This is a genomic window from Minwuia sp. (assembly GCF_048263705.1).
In the GTDB taxonomy this organism is placed as follows: Bacteria; Pseudomonadota; Alphaproteobacteria; order Minwuiales; family Minwuiaceae; genus Minwuia.
In genome coordinates this window covers 173,887-192,061 of record NZ_JBLXDV010000007.1, presented here as the reverse complement: position 1 = coordinate 192,061, position 18,175 = coordinate 173,887, and the positions used below count along the sequence as shown (strand labels likewise).

At 62.8% G+C, this 18,175-nt stretch carries 16 protein-coding genes and 1 tRNA gene; 8 read left to right on the top strand and 9 right to left on the bottom strand.

Annotation, left to right across the window (positions count from 1 at the left end):
• The 6 genes from ACN0X7_RS12175 to ACN0X7_RS12150 all read right to left on the bottom strand — a co-directional run bounded on the left by ACN0X7_RS12175 (position 1) and on the right by ACN0X7_RS12150 (position 4,214).
• Positions 1-498 carry a PAS domain-containing protein gene (locus ACN0X7_RS12175; protein WP_417517574.1) on the bottom strand — a complete coding sequence of 166 codons (498 nt, stop codon included), beginning with the start codon at positions 496-498 and terminating at the stop codon, positions 1-3.
• Positions 499-617: 119 nt separating this feature from the next.
• The gene (locus tag ACN0X7_RS12170; protein WP_417517572.1) at positions 618-1,835 is read right to left on the bottom strand and encodes a 3-hydroxybenzoate 6-monooxygenase; all 1,218 of its coding nucleotides are present in this window, start codon (positions 1,833-1,835) and stop codon (positions 618-620) included.
• A 61-nt stretch (positions 1,836-1,896) separates the two neighbouring features.
• Entirely contained in the window at positions 1,897-2,301 is a 405-nt protein-coding gene (locus tag ACN0X7_RS12165; RefSeq protein ID WP_417517570.1) for a hypothetical protein, read from the bottom strand.
• Positions 2,302-2,525: 224 nt separating this feature from the next.
• Positions 2,526-2,613: transfer RNA gene (locus ACN0X7_RS12160), tRNA-OTHER, on the bottom strand.
• Positions 2,614-2,618: 5 nt separating this feature from the next.
• Complete coding sequence (locus tag ACN0X7_RS12155; protein ID WP_417517568.1) at positions 2,619-3,407, bottom strand: hypothetical protein; 789 nt, start codon at positions 3,405-3,407, stop codon at positions 2,619-2,621.
• A 33-nt stretch (positions 3,408-3,440) separates the two neighbouring features.
• Positions 3,441-4,214 (bottom strand): crotonase/enoyl-CoA hydratase family protein, encoded by a 774-nt coding sequence (locus ACN0X7_RS12150; RefSeq protein ID WP_417517566.1) that lies wholly within the window; start codon positions 4,212-4,214, stop codon positions 3,441-3,443.
• A 48-nt stretch (positions 4,215-4,262) separates the two neighbouring features.
• On the opposite strand from ACN0X7_RS12150, the gene ACN0X7_RS12145 reads away from it, so the two are divergent.
• From ACN0X7_RS12145 to ACN0X7_RS12130, 4 genes are all read left to right on the top strand, one after another.
• Positions 4,263-4,952, top strand: coding sequence for a glutathione S-transferase family protein (locus tag ACN0X7_RS12145; protein WP_417517564.1), 690 nt, complete (start codon positions 4,263-4,265; stop codon positions 4,950-4,952).
• A 10-nt stretch (positions 4,953-4,962) separates the two neighbouring features.
• A complete protein-coding gene (locus ACN0X7_RS12140) occupies positions 4,963-6,180 on the top strand; it encodes an amidohydrolase family protein (RefSeq protein WP_417517562.1) in 1,218 nt (405 codons plus the stop codon).
• A gap of 117 nt (positions 6,181-6,297) precedes the next feature.
• Positions 6,298-6,924, top strand: coding sequence for an exopolysaccharide biosynthesis protein (locus ACN0X7_RS12135; RefSeq protein WP_417517560.1), 627 nt, complete (start codon positions 6,298-6,300; stop codon positions 6,922-6,924).
• A gap of 12 nt (positions 6,925-6,936) precedes the next feature.
• Positions 6,937-7,596 (top strand): exopolysaccharide biosynthesis protein, encoded by a 660-nt coding sequence (locus tag ACN0X7_RS12130; protein ID WP_417517558.1) that lies wholly within the window; start codon positions 6,937-6,939, stop codon positions 7,594-7,596.
• Positions 7,597-7,603: 7 nt separating this feature from the next.
• Here ACN0X7_RS12130 and ACN0X7_RS12125 read toward each other — a convergent pair whose 3' ends face one another.
• The 3 genes from ACN0X7_RS12125 to ACN0X7_RS12115 all read right to left on the bottom strand — a co-directional run bounded on the left by ACN0X7_RS12125 (position 7,604) and on the right by ACN0X7_RS12115 (position 15,081).
• Positions 7,604-9,031, bottom strand: a complete 1,428-nt coding sequence (locus ACN0X7_RS12125) for a glutamate synthase subunit beta (protein ID WP_417517556.1) — start codon at positions 9,029-9,031, stop codon at positions 7,604-7,606.
• Positions 9,031-13,635, bottom strand: coding sequence for a glutamate synthase large subunit (gltB, locus tag ACN0X7_RS12120; RefSeq protein ID WP_417517554.1), 4,605 nt, complete (start codon positions 13,633-13,635; stop codon positions 9,031-9,033). The genes ACN0X7_RS12125 and gltB overlap by 1 nt, the downstream gene beginning before the upstream one ends.
• 495 nt (positions 13,636-14,130) lie before the next feature.
• Positions 14,131-15,081, bottom strand: a complete 951-nt coding sequence (locus ACN0X7_RS12115; protein ID WP_417517552.1) for a complex I NDUFA9 subunit family protein — start codon at positions 15,079-15,081, stop codon at positions 14,131-14,133.
• Positions 15,082-15,210: 129 nt separating this feature from the next.
• On the opposite strand from ACN0X7_RS12115, the gene ACN0X7_RS12110 reads away from it, so the two are divergent.
• From ACN0X7_RS12110 to ACN0X7_RS12095, 4 genes are all read left to right on the top strand, one after another.
• On the top strand, positions 15,211-15,825 hold the full coding sequence (locus tag ACN0X7_RS12110) for a ribonuclease D (protein ID WP_417517550.1): 615 nt from the start codon (positions 15,211-15,213) through the stop codon (positions 15,823-15,825).
• A 167-nt stretch (positions 15,826-15,992) separates the two neighbouring features.
• Positions 15,993-16,988, top strand: a complete 996-nt coding sequence (locus ACN0X7_RS12105; RefSeq protein WP_417517548.1) for a KpsF/GutQ family sugar-phosphate isomerase — start codon at positions 15,993-15,995, stop codon at positions 16,986-16,988.
• Complete coding sequence (gene lptC, locus ACN0X7_RS12100) at positions 16,985-17,647, top strand: LPS export ABC transporter periplasmic protein LptC (protein WP_417517546.1); 663 nt, start codon at positions 16,985-16,987, stop codon at positions 17,645-17,647. Before ACN0X7_RS12105 ends, lptC begins: the two co-directional genes overlap by 4 nt.
• On the top strand, positions 17,647-18,159 hold the full coding sequence (locus ACN0X7_RS12095; protein WP_417517544.1) for an LptA/OstA family protein: 513 nt from the start codon (positions 17,647-17,649) through the stop codon (positions 18,157-18,159). Before lptC ends, ACN0X7_RS12095 begins: the two co-directional genes overlap by 1 nt.
• Positions 18,160-18,175: the final 16 nt, after the last annotated feature.

Here is an 18,175-nt window from a genome sequence, read left to right as displayed (position 1 = left end):
TCAGACTTCGGCGACGGGCACGAAGTCGAGACCGATCAGGATCTGATCCACCCGCATGCCATCGGTCGAATAGGGCAGCGAGACCATTTCGGCGACCCGGGTCTCGCCGCGCGTGCCGATATAGGAAACGGTGCTGGCCTGGGGAAGGGCGTCCTGCGCGGTGTCTGAAAGCAGGACCCAGAAGGCCGTGCCGACGGTCTGGAAACCGATTTCGCTCGCGCGCACCCCTGTGAAGCACTGCCCGAACTGCCGATCCAGCAAGGTGCCCGTCAGGCGGTAGCGGAAATCGAGCGGCGCGCGCTCAATCTGCAGAATGGCGAGATTGGGCAGCAACGGCAGAAGCTGGTCGGGCCGCAGGGACCTGCGTCGCGGCCACAGGCCGGATCCCCGCGCGCGGGTCCAGTTCTCCAGCAATGCATGTGTGATTCCCGATGACAGCCGTCCAGCCGCGATCAGAACCGCCCGTTCCACGGCGGCCTCGCCCGAATTCGCCAACATCTCACGCCCGAGATTGATTGTTGTCAGATCACGCCCAACGACGCCCTCAACCTGACCAACACCTGAACAGGCGGCTTATTCGAAAAAAGTGTGATTGCGATCACAGGTTGAAGAAGGTTCTATCCAATCGCTGAATCGCCGTCCTGCAGGCCGGTTCCGCCGTAGATCCACTGGATGGCATCGTACCACTGGTCCACCGTCCGGGAGCGCATGTAGGCGTTGCGCAGTTCGGCGTGGGCACCGTCCGGGTGATAGACGTGATCGCCCAGCAGCCGCGACTGCAGCTGGACCCGTGCCGTCCTCAGCTTGCGGCGCGCCTGATAGGCGGGCAGGGCACGTTCGGGATTGCCGCCATGGGCTTCCATCTCGGCGGCCAGCGCGACGGAGTCCTCCATCGCCATGCAGGCCCCCTGCGCCATGTACTGCATCATCGGATGGGCGGCGTCGCCGAGCAGGGCCACGCGGCCGTCCAGCCATTTCGCAGCCGGGTCGCGGTCGCACAGCACCCACAGTTTCCAGTTCTCGCCGCGCTCGATCAGGCTGCGCGGCTGTTCGGCGATATGTTCGAAACCGCGGCGCACCTCGTCCTTGCCGACGGGCAGTCCGGCGACCGGTTCGGGCGCGTCATTGTGATAGGTGACGACCAGGTTGAACAGTTTCCAGCCCGACAGCGGGTAGTGGACGATGTGGCACTTCGGGCCCGCCCAGAGCGTCGCCGCGTTCCAGCGCAGATCCTCGGGCATCTCGTCGGCGGGAATGACCGACCGGTAGGTCGTGTGCCCCGACACCCGCGGCGCGCCGTCGCCGATCACCTGCTTGCGGATGTTGGACCAGAGCCCGTCCGCGCCGATCAGCATGCCGCCGGTCACGCGTTCGCCGTCCGTCAGGGTCGCGGTGACCGAGCCGCCGTCCTGATCGTAGCGCTCGACACCGGCATTCGTGCGCAGTTCGACCAGATCGTTTGCCACGCAGGCTTTCAGGAAAACGCCATGCAGGTCGCCCCGGTGCACCACGGCATAGGGATTGCCGAAGCGGGTGCGGAAGGCATCGTCCAGCGGGATGCGCACGATTTCGGAAGCGTCCATCGCATCCATCAGGCGCAGGCTGTCGATGTAGACCGCCATCGCACGTGCCGCGTCGCCCACGCCCAGATAGTCGAAGGCGTGAAAGGCATTGGGACCGAGCTGGATGCCCGCGCCGATCTCGCCGAGTTCCGGTGCCTTCTCCAGCACGATGGAGCGGAAGCCCTTCTGCGCCAGACCCAGCGCCGCCGTCAGTCCCCCGATGCCGCCGCCGGCGATCAGGGCAGGCTTTCTACTGATCCAATAGTCGGACATCTCTATTCTTGCAATCGTAACCAAGTGAGAGGGGCGGAGAAAACTCCGCCCCTCCAGACGGCTAAAATACACGCCCGTTAGGCTGATGCATATCCCGTCCAAGTGAGAAGAAGACGTTTGTTTCCTCGCGGATGATGCTGACAGTAGCGGGATTATCAAACGTGAAGCCGACCTTCACGCGGGTATATCCCACAAACTCATGGCACCAAGCCCCTGTTACAATACGCTTACCAGAATTTTTGCCCAAGGTGTTCTTGTACCACCACTTGAGCTTCGCTGGTGTTCCGTCATCATATTTTGCTTCGAAGCAAACCTTGCCAGCGAGATTCAGTCCTTCATAAATTTGCTGTTTTGAGTTGCCATCGACGCGGACTTCTCCGCGAGCCATCGCAGTGTTCGAAGTCGCGATAATCGCCGAGGCTGCCATGACCGCGCAAACCGACGCAATTTTCTTCATCTGTTTCATGTCTAGGGCCTTTCTGAATGGTTAGCCAACTTTTGTCGGCCATCATTCATTTGGCGATCCACAAATTGCAGTCGATAACTTTGCAGAAGCATCGCAAAAGATGTAATGATACTAGCTAGTTACGAGATTCATATTAGTATAAATCTCCGCCCGCATGAAAAGACATAATTCTTTTAAACTCTTGTTTTTATTGACTAAATTATCAAACGGTGTTTGGGCGATAATGGTGGCCGTGGAATGATTCGAACATTCAGCCTCGATCCGGGCCACACGGCGATCTGGATCGCGCTCTACCAATTGAGCTACACGGCCATTCCTCAAATTCTAAAGATCTCATCGGTTTCATCAACGCGAATATAATCGTGAATCTTTGTCACACCTTCGCCATGTTGGTAATACTGAGAAGTGACGACACTATCACTCAGTACATAGTAGATAGAAATTATTGGTATTTTTCTATCAATGAAGAGTACTGTTCCTCCAGATCTATAAAATCGCAATATTTTTTCCCATTCTTTGCCAATAAGAAGTGAAATATCAGAATTTTTGTCATATGATAATGTAATTGATCTAGGAATTTCATCTAGTATTTTTATAGGAGAGGATATGAAAAAGCTGTACGCAATTCTAGATCTGCCTTCAATACGCACTTCTTTTAATTCAATAAAAAAATTTTCAGATATTTCAATTTTTGAGTTGTAATCCCTCTTTATTTTTTGAATACTATTGGAGATGACTTGACGATCTCCGCCGGTAATATTTGATATTTCGGACACGGAAAATGCCTGTTGAATATTGCGATAAAATTTATCTGCTTTTTCATATATTTCCTGATGCGTAAGGATTAGTAACTGGGCGGCAGTTCGGTTTGTGTACGCTGTTTTGTGTGAAAAAAATCTTTGAATATTCTTTCTATCTTGAATAAAAATATCATTGACTACGGATTTCATTTTTCGTGCGGCCATGAAGACGCCATTATTATCCAACTTTTTCTTTATTTCATTTTTCTTACTAGATTTCCAATTCAAAATGATATCAGAAAAAATATAGTCTAACGATAATGCATCCAGGTCGATCTTATTCAAGTTTTTATCAGATTCTCCCATTGAATTTCTCTCTCCAAATTCTTGATGCGATTGTCAGGTTGCTCCGCCGTGGCGTCCCGCACCTTCGGCGAAACGGGCGGCACCGTCGGTCGCTTCCTGCCGCTTGGCCTGCTCCGCAAGATGCTTCTCGTTGGCGAACGCCGCAGACAGGCTGTCATGATCCCATTGCTGCAGTGCCGAAAGCCGGTCGGACTGCATGGCGATCTGAGGGAAGCGGGCGAGCTTTTCAGCCATCGAGAGGGCCGCGTTGAGCGCCATGCCTTCCGGCACGACTTCCGTTGCGAGGCCCCAGTCGTGCGCCGTATGCGCATCGACGGCCTCGCCGGTGAGCAGCATGTGAAGCGCGCGTCCCTGACCCACGATGCGTGGCAGTCGGACGGTGGTGCCGTCGCTCATGGGCACACCGAAGCGCCTGCAGAAAACGCCGAACACGGCCGTCTCGCTGGCGATGCGGATATCGCAACGCAGCGCGACACCCAGCCCGCCGGCGACCGCGTGGCCTTCTACGGCTGCGATCACCGGTTTCGACAGATGCGCCGCGCACGGGCCATCCGCATCTCCCGCCCAGGCGACATAGTCCGATGACAGGGCCTTCAGGTCGGCCCCGGCGCAGAACGCGCCGCCAGTCCCGGTCACGATCGCCACTTTCCGGCTGTCGTCGTCATCGAAGTCGGCCAGCGCCCTGCCCAGCGCCCGGGCCGTTGTATCGTCCAGCGCGTTTCGCGCGAAAGGCCGATTGATGGTCAGGATCGTGATCTCGTCCCGGTGCTCGACCAGCAATCCGTCATCCATGGCTTTGCCTTCCATTGAATCTCCCCTACGTTGCGCCCCATCATAGTGTGGGAGCGGGCAACAATGACAATCCAGATGTACGATTTGTGCGGCGCCGAGGCGGACCGGCGGTTCAGCCCGTTCTGCTGGCGAACCCGCTTCGCGCTGGCGCACAAGCGGCTGGATCACGAGACGATTCCGTGGCGGTTTCTGGAAAAGGACGTGATCGCCGCGCACGGTTCGAAGACGGTTCCGGTCATCATCGACGGAGAGACGAAGGTCTCGGATTCATGGGCGATCGCCGAATATCTGGAGGACACCTATGCCGACAGGCCGGCACTGTTCCCCAACGGGCGCGGCGAGACGCGGTTCATCAAGTCCTGGGCCGAGGCGGTGCTGACCGGTGGTATCTTCGGCATGATCGTGCATGACATCTACCGCCATCTGGATGCCGACAATCAGGCCTATTTCCGCGAAACGCGCGAACAGCGTCTGGGCACCACGCTGGAGGACTTCCAGTCCGGGCGCGAGCAGAAGGTGAAGGGCTTTCAGGCGTCGCTGGCCCCGCTGCGCCTGACGCTGAAATCCCAGCCCTTCGTTGCAGGTGACCAGCCGGCCTTTGCCGATCACCTGTGCATGTCGCCCTTCATGTTCGCCCGCGGGGTCTCGGATTTCCAGCTGCTGGAAGCCGATGACGCGGTGAACGACTGGCGCAACCGGATGCTGGATCACTATGACGGGCTGGGCCGCAGGTCGCCCGGCTATGACTGGTAAGGAAACGGACATGATCGAGGAACGGACACTCTACAGCGGCGGGCTGGTCTTTGACGGACGTCAGGCACCGAAGCCGGGCTTCGGCGTGGTGGTCGAGGACGACCGGATCGTCGAGGTCGATACGGTCGGCAACTTCGACGGTTTCACGGGCAACAGGGTCGATACGACCGGTGCGACGCTGATGCCGGGGCTGATGGATTGCCACATCCATATCTGCTACGGCGCGGAAGGTAACCCGAGCGACGCGGCCGACAAGCTGACGGCGTCGGCGCTGACCCTGAAAGCGATGGAAAACGCCCGCCGGACCCTGGAAGGCGGCGTGGTCGCCGTCCGCGATTGCGGCGGCAAGGACTACATCGACCTGGATGTCCGCGATGCGCTGAACGCCAAGCGCTTTCCCGGTCCGGTGATGCGGGCGTCGGGCCGGATGATCTGCATGACCGGCGGCCACGGCAACAAGAACGGGATCGTGGCCGACGGCTGCGACGAGGTCATCAAGGCGGTGCGCACCAACGTCCATCTGGGCGTCGATGTCATCAAGATCATGGCGACCGGCGGCGTCATGACGCCGGGTGTGAACCCGGAAGACGCGCACTATTCAGCCGAGGAAATGAAGGCCGGCATCTCCGAGGCCCGGCGCTTCCACAAGCGCACCGCCAGCCACGCGCAGGGCGCCGAGGGCATTCTGAACGCCGTGCGCGGCGGCATCCATTCCATCGAACACGGCATCTTCATGGATGACGAATGCATCCGGGAAATGATCGACGGCGGGGTCTTTCTGGTGCCCACCCTGGCAGCGGTCAAGAACATCCTGAACAACCGCGACTCCGGCATTCCGGCCTGGGCGGTGGAGAAGTCGCTCAGGGTCTATGACATCCACCTCGCCGCTTTCCGGTCCTATATCGAGGCGGGCGGGCGTGTGGCGATGGGCACGGATGCCGGCACGCCCTTCAACCAGCACGGCGAGAACGCGCAGGAACTGGCCTGGATGGTCGAGGCGGGCATGGGCGAGGTCGACGCCCTGATCGCGGGTACCTCCAATGCGGCGGAACTGATCGAACCGGGCGAGCGCGGTGTGATCGCCGGCGGCTATATCGCCGACATGCTGCTGGTCGGCGGGGATCCGTCGAAGGATATCAGCATGGCGGCGGACCGGGCCAACCACCTGAAAGTCATCAAGGACGGCCGCGTCGTGATCGAGCGCGCCCGCCCGCAGCAGGCCGCCTGAGGCACGGGCGCGCCCGTCGTGCGTCACCCCTGACCCTTGATACGCCCGCCGTGTCTCCCATGTCCGTTGCAGGCCGGTAATCGGCCCTGAAAAAGCAACAAGCGAGCAATCGCGGACATGACGGACGACCACGACAATGAAACCCGGACGGATGATCGTGCCGGTTCGAACTCGCTGACCGATCTGCTGGACCAGATCGACCGTCAGGCCGAGGACGGGTCGACCACGATCGGTGCCATCATGGACGCGCTCGACTCGCGCAGCTTCGCGCCGCTGCTGCTCGTCCCCGGACTGATCGCCCTCGGGCCGACCGGTGCCATCCCCGGCATGTCGATTGCCACCGGGTCAATCATCCTGCTGGTCAGCGTCCAGATCCTGTTCGGCAGGGACAATCCCTGGCTGCCGCAGAAGGTTCTCGATTTCGAGGTGTCGGCCGACCGCCTGGAAAAGCTCGTCGGCTATTCCCGGTCGCCGGCCGGGTTTCTGGACCGCTACCTGAAGAAGCGGCTGACGGTTTTCACCGATGGACCCGGCGGGCGGCTCGGCGCGCTGATGTGCGCGCTCATGGCGCTGACGATGTATCCGCTCGCGTTGCTGCCGTTCGGGGTCAGCCTGCCTGCCGGCTCGGTCACGGCCTACGCGATGGGCCTGGCAACCCGTGACGGTGTTCCGGTTCTGCTGGCCAATCTGCTCGGACTCGGGGCGCTCGGCCTCGCGGTCCAGGTGCTGACGGGCTGGATCTAGGGAGGTCCTGTCATGACAGGTCACACACAGGAAGCCGGCGTGGACGGCCTGCCCGGGCGGACGGCGGCGGAAGCCGAACAGGAACGCGCCGAGGAGCCGCTGACCGAAATTCTCGATCAGCTCGAGGCAGAGTGCGATGACCGGGAGAAGCTCTCGCTGGGTGAGGTCCTGCGCGGTTTCGACCGGCGCGGTTTTGCACCGATGCTGCTGGTGCCGGCCCTGATCGCGCTGGGTCCGACAGGCATGATACCGGGCATGTCGATCGCGACGGGAACGGTCATCCTGTTGATCTCGCTTCAGATTTTGGCCGGACGGCGCAGTCCCTGGCTGCCGGAGCGGGCCAAGAACTTCAGGCTTTCGACCAGAAAGCTGAAATCGCTGGTTGACCGGTCCCGCACGACGGCACGATTTCTGGACCGCCACCTGCGCGAACGCTGGCCCTTCTTCACCAGGGGCATCGCCGCGCGGCTGGGATCGCTGTTCTGTATCGTCATGGCGCTGACGATGTTCCCGCTGGCACTGGTGCCCTTCGGCGTCGCGCTGCCGGCCGCCGCCGTCAGCCTGTTCAGCATGGGGCTCGCATCAAGGGACGGTATCCTGGTGCTGATATCGAACGCACTCGGACTGGGTGCCATCGGACTGGCAGTCTGGTTTCTGGCAACCTTCGTCTGACGTCGGGTCAGCGCGGCAGCAGGGTTTCACCCATAAGGAATTCATCGACCGAGCGGGCGCACTGGCGGCCCTCGCGGATGGCCCAGACGACCAGTGACTGGCCGCGGCGCATGTCACCGCAGGCGAAGACCTTGTCGACGGATGCCTTGTAGTCCTCGGTATTGGCCAGGATATTGTTGCGCGGGTCCAGTTCAAGCTGCAGATCCTTGATCATGCCTTCCAGGATCGGGTTGGTGAAACCCATCGCCAGCAGGACCAGATCGGCCTTCAGTTCGAACTCGGTGCCGGGGATGATCTCGAAGCCCTTCTCCGGGCCCTCGCAACGGGCGCATTCGATCGCGACGACACGACCGTTCTCGCCGCGAATGCCGGTCGTGACCACCGAAAAGTCGCGCACCGCGCCCTCGGCCTGGCTGGAGGATGTCCGCATCTTCATCGGCCAGTGGGGCCACGTCAGGCCCTTGTCTTCCTTCTCGGGCGGCTTCGGCATGATCTCCAGCTGCGTGACGGACCTGGCCCCCTGCCGGAAGCTGGTGCCGATGCAGTCGGACCCCGTATCGCCGCCGCCGATCACGATGACGTCGCACTCCTTGGCCAGGATTTCCTTCTGCACGTTCAGCGGTTCGTTGCCGACGCGGCGGTTCTGCTGGGGCAGGAAGTCCATGGCGAAATGCACGCCGTCGAGATCGCGGCCGGGCACGGGCAGGTCGCGCGGCTGTTCGGCCCCGCCCGCCAGCACCACGGCGTCATAATTGTCGATCAGGTCCTGCACCGGCTTGTTCACACCGATGTGCATGCCGCCGTAGAACGAGACGCCCTCGGTCTGCATCTGCGAGACGCGGCGGTCGATCAGATCCTTCTCCATCTTGAAGTCGGGGATGCCGTAGCGCAGCAATCCGCCCATGCGGGCGTTCTTCTCGTAGACATCGACTTCGTGGCCGGCGCGCGCGAGTTGCTGCGCCGCGGCCAGTCCCGCCGGGCCGGAGCCCACGACGGCGACGGCCTTGCCGGTCCGGTGATCGGGCACCACCGGTTCGATCCAGCCTTCGGCCCAGGCCCGGTCGACGATGGCGCATTCGATGGACTTGATGGTTACCGGCACGTCGTCGATGTTCAGGGTGCAGGCCGCCTCGCAGGGCGCGGGGCAGATGCGGCCCGTGAATTCGGGGAAGTTGTTGGTCGAATGCAGGACCTCGGATGCGCCCTTGAAGTCGTCGCGATAGACCAGATCGTTCCAGTCCGGGATGATGTTGTTCACCGGACAGCCCGTGTGACAGTAGGGGATGCCGCAATCCATGCAGCGCGCACCCTGGATCTTCAGTTCGTCCTCCGGCAACGGCACGACGAACTCGCGGAAATGCTTCACCCGCTCCTCAGCCGGACGATAGACGCGGTCCTTGCGCTCGAATTCCTTGAAACCGGTGATCTTGCCCATCAGTCGTCTCCTGCCGATGCTGCTTCAAGTGCCGTCACGCTGCCCATCCGCATCTCCATCAGCGCCCGGGCATAATCGCGCGGCGTGACTTTCACGAACTTGCGGATCGTGGCGTCGAAGTCATCCAGCAATGCCTTCGCCTGGCGGCTGTTGGTGTAGTGCGCCTGCCGTTCCAGCAGCATCCGGATGCGGCTCACATCGTGCTGCAGGTGATCGCCCAGTTCCCCGTCGGGGGCGGTGTCGTCCACATCGATGGCGTCGATGTCGACCATCTCGCGGTTGCAGCGCCGCTCGAAATCGCCGTCCTCGTCCAGGACATAGGCGATGCCGCCCGACATGCCCGCGGCGAAGTTGCGCCCGGTCGGGCCGATCACCATGACGATGCCGCCGGTCATGTACTCGCAGCCGTGGTCGCCCACACCCTCGACGACCGCCGTCGCGCCGGAGTTACGCACGCAGAAGCGCTCGCCCGCAACGCCCCGGAAATAGCACTCGCCGGAAATCGCGCCGTACATCACGGTGTTGCCGACGATGATGCTGCTTTCGGGATGAATCCGGCTTTCGGGATCGGGATAGATCGCAATCCGTCCGCCCGACAGGCCCTTGCCGACGTAATCGTTGCCGTCGCCCTTCAGATCGAAGCTCACGCCCTTGGCCAGAAACGCGCCGAAGCTCTGTCCCGCAGTGCCCGTGAAGCGGAAGGAGATCGTATCCTCCGGCAGGCCCGCATGACCGTACTTCTTCGCGACCCGGCCCGACAGCATGGCACCGGCGGTGCGGTCGCTGTTCCTGATCGTCAGATCGGACTGGACGGGCGTGCCCGTCTCGATGGCATCTTCGGCGATCTCGATCAGCTTCCGGTCCAGGATGTCGTGAATGTCGTGCGACTGACGCTCGGTGCGGCGGATGCCGACGTCCGGACCCATCATCGGGCGGTAGAACAGGCGCGAGAAATCCAGCCCCTGCGCTTTCCAGTGATCGATGGCCTTCTTCTTGTCCAGCATCTCGGTCTGGCCGACCAGATCGTCGAACCGGGCGATGCCCAGATCGGCCATGATCTGCCGGACCTCCTCGGCGACGAAGAAGAAGTAGTTGATCACATGCTCCGGCGTGCCGGTGAACTTCTTGCGCAGGTCCGGATCCTGGGTGGCGATCCCGACGGGGCAGGTGTTCAGGTGGCACTTGCGCATCATGATGCATCCGGCGGCGATCAGGGGCGCGGTGGAGAAACCGAACTCGTCGGCGCCCAGCAATGCGCCGACCACCACGTCGCGGCCGGTGCGGATGCCGCCGTCGACCTGGACCGCGATACGGCTGCGCAGCCGGTTCATGACCAGCGCCTGCTGGGTCTCGGCGAGGCCGATCTCCCAGGGGCTGCCCGCGTGCTTGATCGATGTCAGCGGAGAGGCACCGGTGCCGCCCTCGTAGCCTGAGATCGTCACGTGATCGGCCTTGGCCTTGGAGACGCCGGCGGCCACGACGCCGACGCCGACTTCCGAGACCAGCTTGACCGACACGTCGCCTTCGGGATTCACGTTCTTCAGGTCGTAGATCAACTGCGCCAGATCCTCGATCGAATAGATGTCGTGGTGCGGCGGCGGCGAGATCAGGCCCACGCCGGGGGTCGAGTGCCGGACCTTCGCGATCACTTTGTCGACCTTGTGGCCGGGCAGCTGTCCACCCTCGCCGGGCTTCGCACCCTGCGCCATCTTGATCTGCATCATGTCGGAATTGACCAGATATTCGGTGGTCACACCGAACCGGCCCGATGCCACCTGCTTGATGGCCGACCGCTCGGAATCGCCGTTCGGCTTGGGCAGGAAGCGTTCCGGCTCCTCGCCGCCCTCGCCGGTGTTGGACTTGCCGCCCATCCGGTTCATGGCGACGGCCAGTGTCGCGTGCGCCTCGCGGCTGATGGAACCGAAGGACATCGCACCGGTCGAGAAACGCTTCACGATCTCGGCGGCGGGCTCCACCTGTTCCAGCGGTATCGGATCGCGCCGGGCGATGATGTCGAACAGGCCACGCGGGGTGTAGTACTGCTTGCTCTGGTCGTTCAACGCCTTGGCGAAGGCATCGTAGCGGTCCTGGGCGTTGCCGCGCACCGCGTGCTGCAGATCAGCGATCGATTCGGGGTTCCATGCATGGGCATCGCCGCGGATGCGGAAGGCATAGTCACCGCCGACCTCCAGCGCCTTGCGCAGGGTCGGCGCGTCGGACCAGGCCAGGCGGTGCCGCTCGACCGTCTCGGTCGCGATCACGTCCAGATTGACGCCTTCGATCTGCGTGCGTGTGCCGGGAAAATACTCGGCGACGAAGGCCGAGGACAGGCCGACCGCATCGAAGATCTGCGCGCCGCAATAGGACTGGTAGGTCGAGATGCCCATCTTGGACATGACCTTCAGGATGCCCTTGCCGATCGCCTTGATGTAGTTCTTGTGGATGCGCTTCTCGTCATCGGGCGAGATGCCGGGGTGCATGTCCGACAGGGTCTGGAAGGCCAGCCACGGATTGATGGCCTCGGCCCCGTATCCGGCCAGGACGCAGAAATGATGCACTTCGCGGGCCTCGCCGGTCTCCACGACCAGGCCAACGGATGTTCTCAGGCCCGTGCGCACCAGATGATGGTGCACCGCCGAGGTCGCCAGCAGGGCGGGCACCGGCACGTGGTCCGCATCCACCCGGCGGTCGGACAGGATGATGATGTTCTCGCCCCGGCGCACGCATTCCTCGGCTTCCGCCTGCAGTTCGGCGATCCGCACGCGCATGCCGTCCGCGCCTTCCGACGCGGGGTAGATCGCGTCCAGGGTCTGGGCGTGGAAGTCGTTGCTCGGCACATCCTCGATGTGCCTGATCTTCTCCAGATCCTCATTGGTCAGGATCGGCTGTTTCATCTCCAGCCGGACATGGGCGCCGCCGCCCAGTTCCAGCAGGTTGTGGCGCGGTCCGATGAAGGACAGCAGCGACATCACCAGTTCCTCGCGGATCGGATCGATCGGCGGATTGGTGACCTGCGCGAACAGCTGCTTGAAGTAGTTGTAGAGCGGCTTGCCCTTCGACGAGAGTGCCGGGATCGGCACGTCGTTGCCCATCGATCCGATGGCCTCGGCACCGGTCTCGGCCATGGGCTGCATCAGGAATTTCAGGTCTTCCTGCGTGTAGCCGAACACCTGCTGCAGATCCAGCAGGGTCTCATGGTTCGGGCGCATCGGCGCGCTGGCCGGCGGCAGGTCCCGCACGCGCAGCTGGCTGTCGGCCACCCAGTCGCCGTAGGGCTTGGCCTGCGACAGGGTCGCCTTGATCTCGTCGTCGGCGATGATGCGGCCCTGCTCGGTATCGATCAGCAGCATCTTGCCGGGCTGCAGCCGCCACTTGTGGACGATGTCCTTCTCGGCGACGGGCAGGGTGCCGGCTTCCGAGGCCAGGATGACGCGGTCGTCGGCGGTCACGATATAGCGGGCCGGGCGCAGGCCGTTGCGGTCCAGGGTCGCGCCGATCTGGCGACCGTCCGTGAAGGCGACGGCGGCGGGGCCGTCCCACGGCTCCATCAGGGCGGCATGATGTTCGTAGAACGCGCGGCGGTCCTCATCCATCAGCGGGTTGTTGTCCCAGGCTTCCGGGATCAGCATCATCATCGCGTGGCTGAGCGAGTAGCCGCCGGCCACCAGCAACTCCAGCGCGTTGTCGAAGCATGCGGAATCCGACTGGCCGTCCGGGATCAGCGGGAAGACCTTGCGCAGGTCCTCGCCCAGCAGTTCCGATTCCAGCGCCTGGCCGCGGGCCGCCATCCAGTTGACGTTGCCGCGCACCGTGTTGATCTCGCCATTGTGGCAGATCATCCGGAACGGATGCGCCAGCGGCCATGCGGGGAACGTGTTGGTCGAGAAACGCTGATGCACCAGCGCCAGCGACGAGACCACGCGGCTGTCCTGCAGGTCCAGATAATAGGTCTCGACCTGATTGGCGAGCAGCATGCCCTTGTAGCAGATCGTGCGGCTGGACGAGGACGTGACATAGAACTGCTGCGCACCGGCATGTTCGACCTTGCGGACCTCATTGGCGATCTGCTTGCGGATCACGAACAGCTTGCGCTCGAAGGCGTCCTGATCGGCCATGTTCTTGCCGCGGCCCACGAAGACCTGACGGATCACGGGCTCGACGGCCAGCACGCTGTCGCCGATGCCGTCGCGGTTCACGGGCACGTCGCGCCAGCCCAGGATGTTCTGGCCCTCGCTGACCACGAAGCGGTCGATGATGTTCTCGCACAGCACGCGCACCGCCTGCTCTTTCGGCAGGAAGCAGTTCAGCACGCCGTACTGGCCCGGCTCGGGCAGGTCGAAGTCGCAGACCTCGGTGAAATAATCGTGCGGAATCTGGATGATGATGCCCGCGCCGTCGCCTTCCAGCGGATCGGCGCCCACGGCACCGCGATGGGTCAGGTTGACCAGGATCTGCAGGCCCTGCGAGACGATGTCGTGCGATTTTCGGCCCTTGATATCAACGACAAAGCCGACGCCGCAGGCATCGTGCTCGTTGGCTGGATCATACAGGCCCTGCTTGGGCGGCAGTCCAAAGGCGCGTGGGGTCTCAGTCTTGCGCGTCATACGAACTCCATCATCTCAAATCGACTGCCGTACTCGATGGGGCCCCGTCGTACATGCATGACATCTGTCCGGCGTGCGCCGGTCCTGCCGCATGATCGAGCACGGCCGTCGTCGGTCAGACGGCGGTCGCGGCATTGCTGCCTGTTGTCGGCCGGGCGGGTTTGCCCGGTTTCTTTCGGGGACGCGTTCGGACCGATCCACGGGTTTTCTCCCGCAAGAAACCGGCTTTCCCGACCACCCCTGACCATGATCACGCTGTCGCGCGCATGGAAGCGGAATATGGCCAGCCTGCACCATTAAGGCAAGCGTCGTGTCGCCAAACCCGCCGCGCCGGTCTTTAGTTGGTTTTGACCACTTAAGTCAATAATGTTGACGCGGTTTGGCAAGATTGTTGCGGTATGGCAGGTATGTACTTGCCGGATATTTCGAATCAGGACGATACGGCGTTCGAACCCGAATGATCGGTGCGCGATGCCTGCTGCGGCACCCCGGCGTTCAGCCGTAGTCCGCGGCGTCCTGCTGGCTGGGCTTGCGGAAGCGTTCCAGATAGGCCGGCGCAACCGCCTCGATGGTGGCCGGCTTGTCGATGCCCAGCGCGTCAAAGCCCGGCACGCCGTCGCCCACGACATTGTCCGTCTCCAGCATGACCACCTGATCGCGTGTCAGCGGCGGGGACGGCAGGAACTGCGTCACTGTGCCGATGGCTTTCGCCACCGGGAACGGCAGCGGCACCAGCAGGGCCGGACGTTTGGTGACCGACAGGATGAACTCCAGGACCTCCTTGAAAGTCATGATCTTGGGTCCGCCCAGCTCGTAGGTCTGCCCCTGCGCCGCATCCATGGTCAGCGCCGCCACGATCGCATCGGCCACGTCGCCGACATAGACCGGCTGGAACCGGGTCTCTCCACCGCCGATCAGCGGCAGGAAAGGCATGATCCGCGACATGGCGCCGAACCGGTTCAGGAAATCATCTTCCGGTCCGAACAGCACCGAGGGGCGCAGGATCGTGGCGGTCGGAACGGCCTCCCGCACGGCCTTCTCGCCCGCGGCCTTGGTGCGCGCATACAGCGCGGGACTGTCCGCGCTGGCACCGATGGCCGAGACCTGAACGAACCGCGCGATGCCGAGTTCGGCGGCGGCGGTGGCGATGTTCTTCGCGCCCGCCACGTGAACGCCCGCGAAGGGCTGTGACCCTTGATCCAGCACGCCGACCAGGTTGACCACCATGTCGGCCCCCTGCAGCGCCTGCGCCACGGACTTCGGCTTGCGGACGTTGGCATAGAGCGGGGTGATCTGGCCGACATCGCCCATCGGCTTCAGGAACTGGGCACCCTGCGGGTCGCGCACGGCCACCGTGACGTTCGCGCCGGCATGGGCCAGCCGCTTGACCAGATACCGGCCGATGAAACCCGATCCGCCAAAAACCGCAACCCGGCTGCCGCGCATTGCCCATCTCCTGAAAGAAGGAATGATCCCTTGAGGCAATCGGTCTAACCTGCCCGCCGAACATTGGCAATCGCGTGATGACGGTTGCGCCAGCATGACCCAACGAACCTGACCGGAGAACATCTGACCGTGACCATCCACTTCCATCGTGACGATCTGCCCTCGGGCCTCAGCTTTGGCGACCGTGTCGCCGTCGATACCGAAACCATGGGCCTGATTCCGGGACGTGACCGCCTGTGTCTGGTGCAGCTTTCCGCCGGGGATGGCGACGCCCATCTGGTGCAGATCCGGCCGGGCGGTCCTGCCGCCACGCACCTGAAGGCGCTGCTGGCGGATACCGGGGTGCTGAAGATCTTTCACTTCGCCCGGTTCGACATCGCGTCCCTGAAAGCCGGCCTGGGCGTCGATACCGCGCCGGTCTTCTGCACCAAGATCGCCAGCAGGCTCTGCCGGACCTACACCGACCGGCACGGCCTGCGCGACATCTGCCGCGAACTGATCGGAGTCGATATCTCGAAGCAGCAGCAGTCATCGGACTGGGGGGCGGACGATCTGACCGACGCGCAGAAGGAATATGCGGCGTCGGATGTGTTGTACCTGCATCAGCTGATGGATGTGCTGGTCCCGCGACTGGAACGCGAAGGGCGCGATGGCATCGCCGACGCCTGCTTCCGTTTCCTGCCGACGCGGGCGGAACTGGATCTGGCGGGCTGGCCCGAAACGGATATTTTCGCGCATTCGTGACGCGCGTCCGTCGGCCGTTCAGGTTGCGGCAAGCTCTGCACCCTAGGTTTGCCGCGTGTCAGGCAACCTTCGTGCCATTGCAAACGGACGCGCGAGTGGCCATTATTGGCACGAATCTTGATGCTCCCGACGGAGCGCCCATCCTGCCAGGGGAGAAAACGAACCGCATGGCCGATCAGATACGGTCCACGGCATCGGACGGCACGTCCGCCATCGTCGATATCGGCAAGCAGGTCATCCGGACCGAGGCGGCGGCGCTCTCGGCCATGGCCGACGCGCTGGACGATGCGTTTGCCGAAGCCGTCGAGATCGTGCTGGCGACCCCGGGCCGCGTGATCCTGACGGGCATGGGCAAGAGCGGACATGTCGCGCGCAAGATCGCGGCGACCATGGCCTCCACCGGTACGCCCGCCTACTTCGTTCATCCGGGCGAGGCCAGTCACGGCGATCTGGGCATGGTCACCCGCCACGACACGGTGATCTGCCTCAGCAACTCCGGCGAGACCAGCGAACTGGCCGATATCATGAGCTTTGCCGCCCTGAACCAGATCAAGGTGATCGTCATGGTGGGCCGTGCAAAGAGCTCGATGGGCGACGCGGCGGACGTGGCGCTGATCGTGCCGCCGTTCGAGGAAGCCTGCCCCAACGGGCTGGCGCCGACGACATCGACGACGATGATGCTGGCGATGGGGGATGCGCTGGCGGTCGCGCTGCTGGAGAAACGCCATTTCACCGCCGATGACTTCCGGCGCTTCCATCCGGGCGGCAAGCTGGGAGCCAAGCTGCTGAAGGTGGATGACCTGATGCATCGCGGTGACGAGATGCCGGTGGTGAAGGCCGGCACCCGGATGTCGGACGCGCTGATCGTGATGACGACGAAGAGCCTCGGCTGTGCCGGAATCGTGGATGATGACGGCGCGCTGGCCGGGCTGATCACCGACGGCGACCTGCGGCGCGGGATGGAGGAACGCCAGGATCTGCTGGCGGCCACGGTCGACGACGTGATGAACCGGGCGCCCCTGACCATCGAAAGCGGGACGCTGGCCGCGGAAGCGATGGGCGAGATGAACCGCCGCAAGATCACCAGCCTGTTCGTCATGGACGGCGACAGGCCGGTCGGCCTGCTGCATCTGCACGACTGTCTCAGGACGGGCATCCAGTGAGTCATATCGAACAGGATCAGAGCCCCGCGCGCCGCTGGAACGTCGCGCCCCGCGAGGAAATGGCCGGCCAGCGGTCGACCCGGCGCAAGACGCATGTGGTTCTGCTGAAATACCTGCTGTTCGGCCTCTCGGCGCTGATGGTGCTGGCGATCATCGTCTGGCCGCAGTTCGCCGAACGGCAGAACGGGCAGGCGATCGACTTCGCGGAAGTCGCGAAGACCACGCCCTCCTCGACCATGACGAACGCGCGCTTCGTCAGCGGCGGGGACAAGAAGGTCAACGTTACCGCCGAACAGGTCGTGCAGGACGCGAATGTGCCCGAGCTGGTTCATCTGACGACGCTCGCCGGCGACACGACCACCAACAAGGGCACCTGGATGCACCTGTCGGCCAATACGGGGCAGTTCAATCGGGAATCGGCGCAACTGACACTGAACGGGGACGTCGCGCTGTTCACTGACGAGGGGAACGAGTTCCATGCGGCCGATGCGGTGATCAAGCTGAACGAAGGGGAGATCGACGGCGGCGGGCCGGTGACGGGGCATGGTCCCTTTGGCCGGTTCGAGGCCCGCCGTTTCGCCATTCGCGAGAATGGTAACGTTCTCTTATTGAGCGGTGATGTCAAATTGGTCATCGAACCGGGTGGAGTAGCGAACTGATGGTCCGGAAATTTCTGTTCATGATGCTGGTGCTGGCCCTGCCGACAGGGCTGCTGGCGCAACAGGTGCCGGGACGCGATCCCGATGCGCCGATCGAGATCGAGGCGGACAATCTGGAAGTCAGGCAGGAACAGCAACTGGCGATCTTCACGGGCAATGTCGATGCCGTGCAGGGCGGGATGACGCTCAGGACCGATGAGCTGCGCGTGACCTACCGGCAGGACGGCAAGGGCGGCGGTGCGGATGTCGGCGGTGCGATCTCGCGGCTGGAGGCGATCGGCAGCGTGGTGATCATCACGGCCAAGGAACGCGCCACCGGACGGCGCGGCCTGTACAATGTGGATGCCGGCACCATGCAGCTGGAAGGCGGGGTGCAGCTTTTCCGCGACGAGAACGTGCTGACCGGACAGACCCTGGTGATGAACCTCAATTCGGGTGTCACGACGCTGGATGCGGGGCAGCGTGGCCGGGTCAAGGGCATCTTCCGTCCCGACAAGTCGAAGAGCAACTGAGGAAGACCGACCGAAC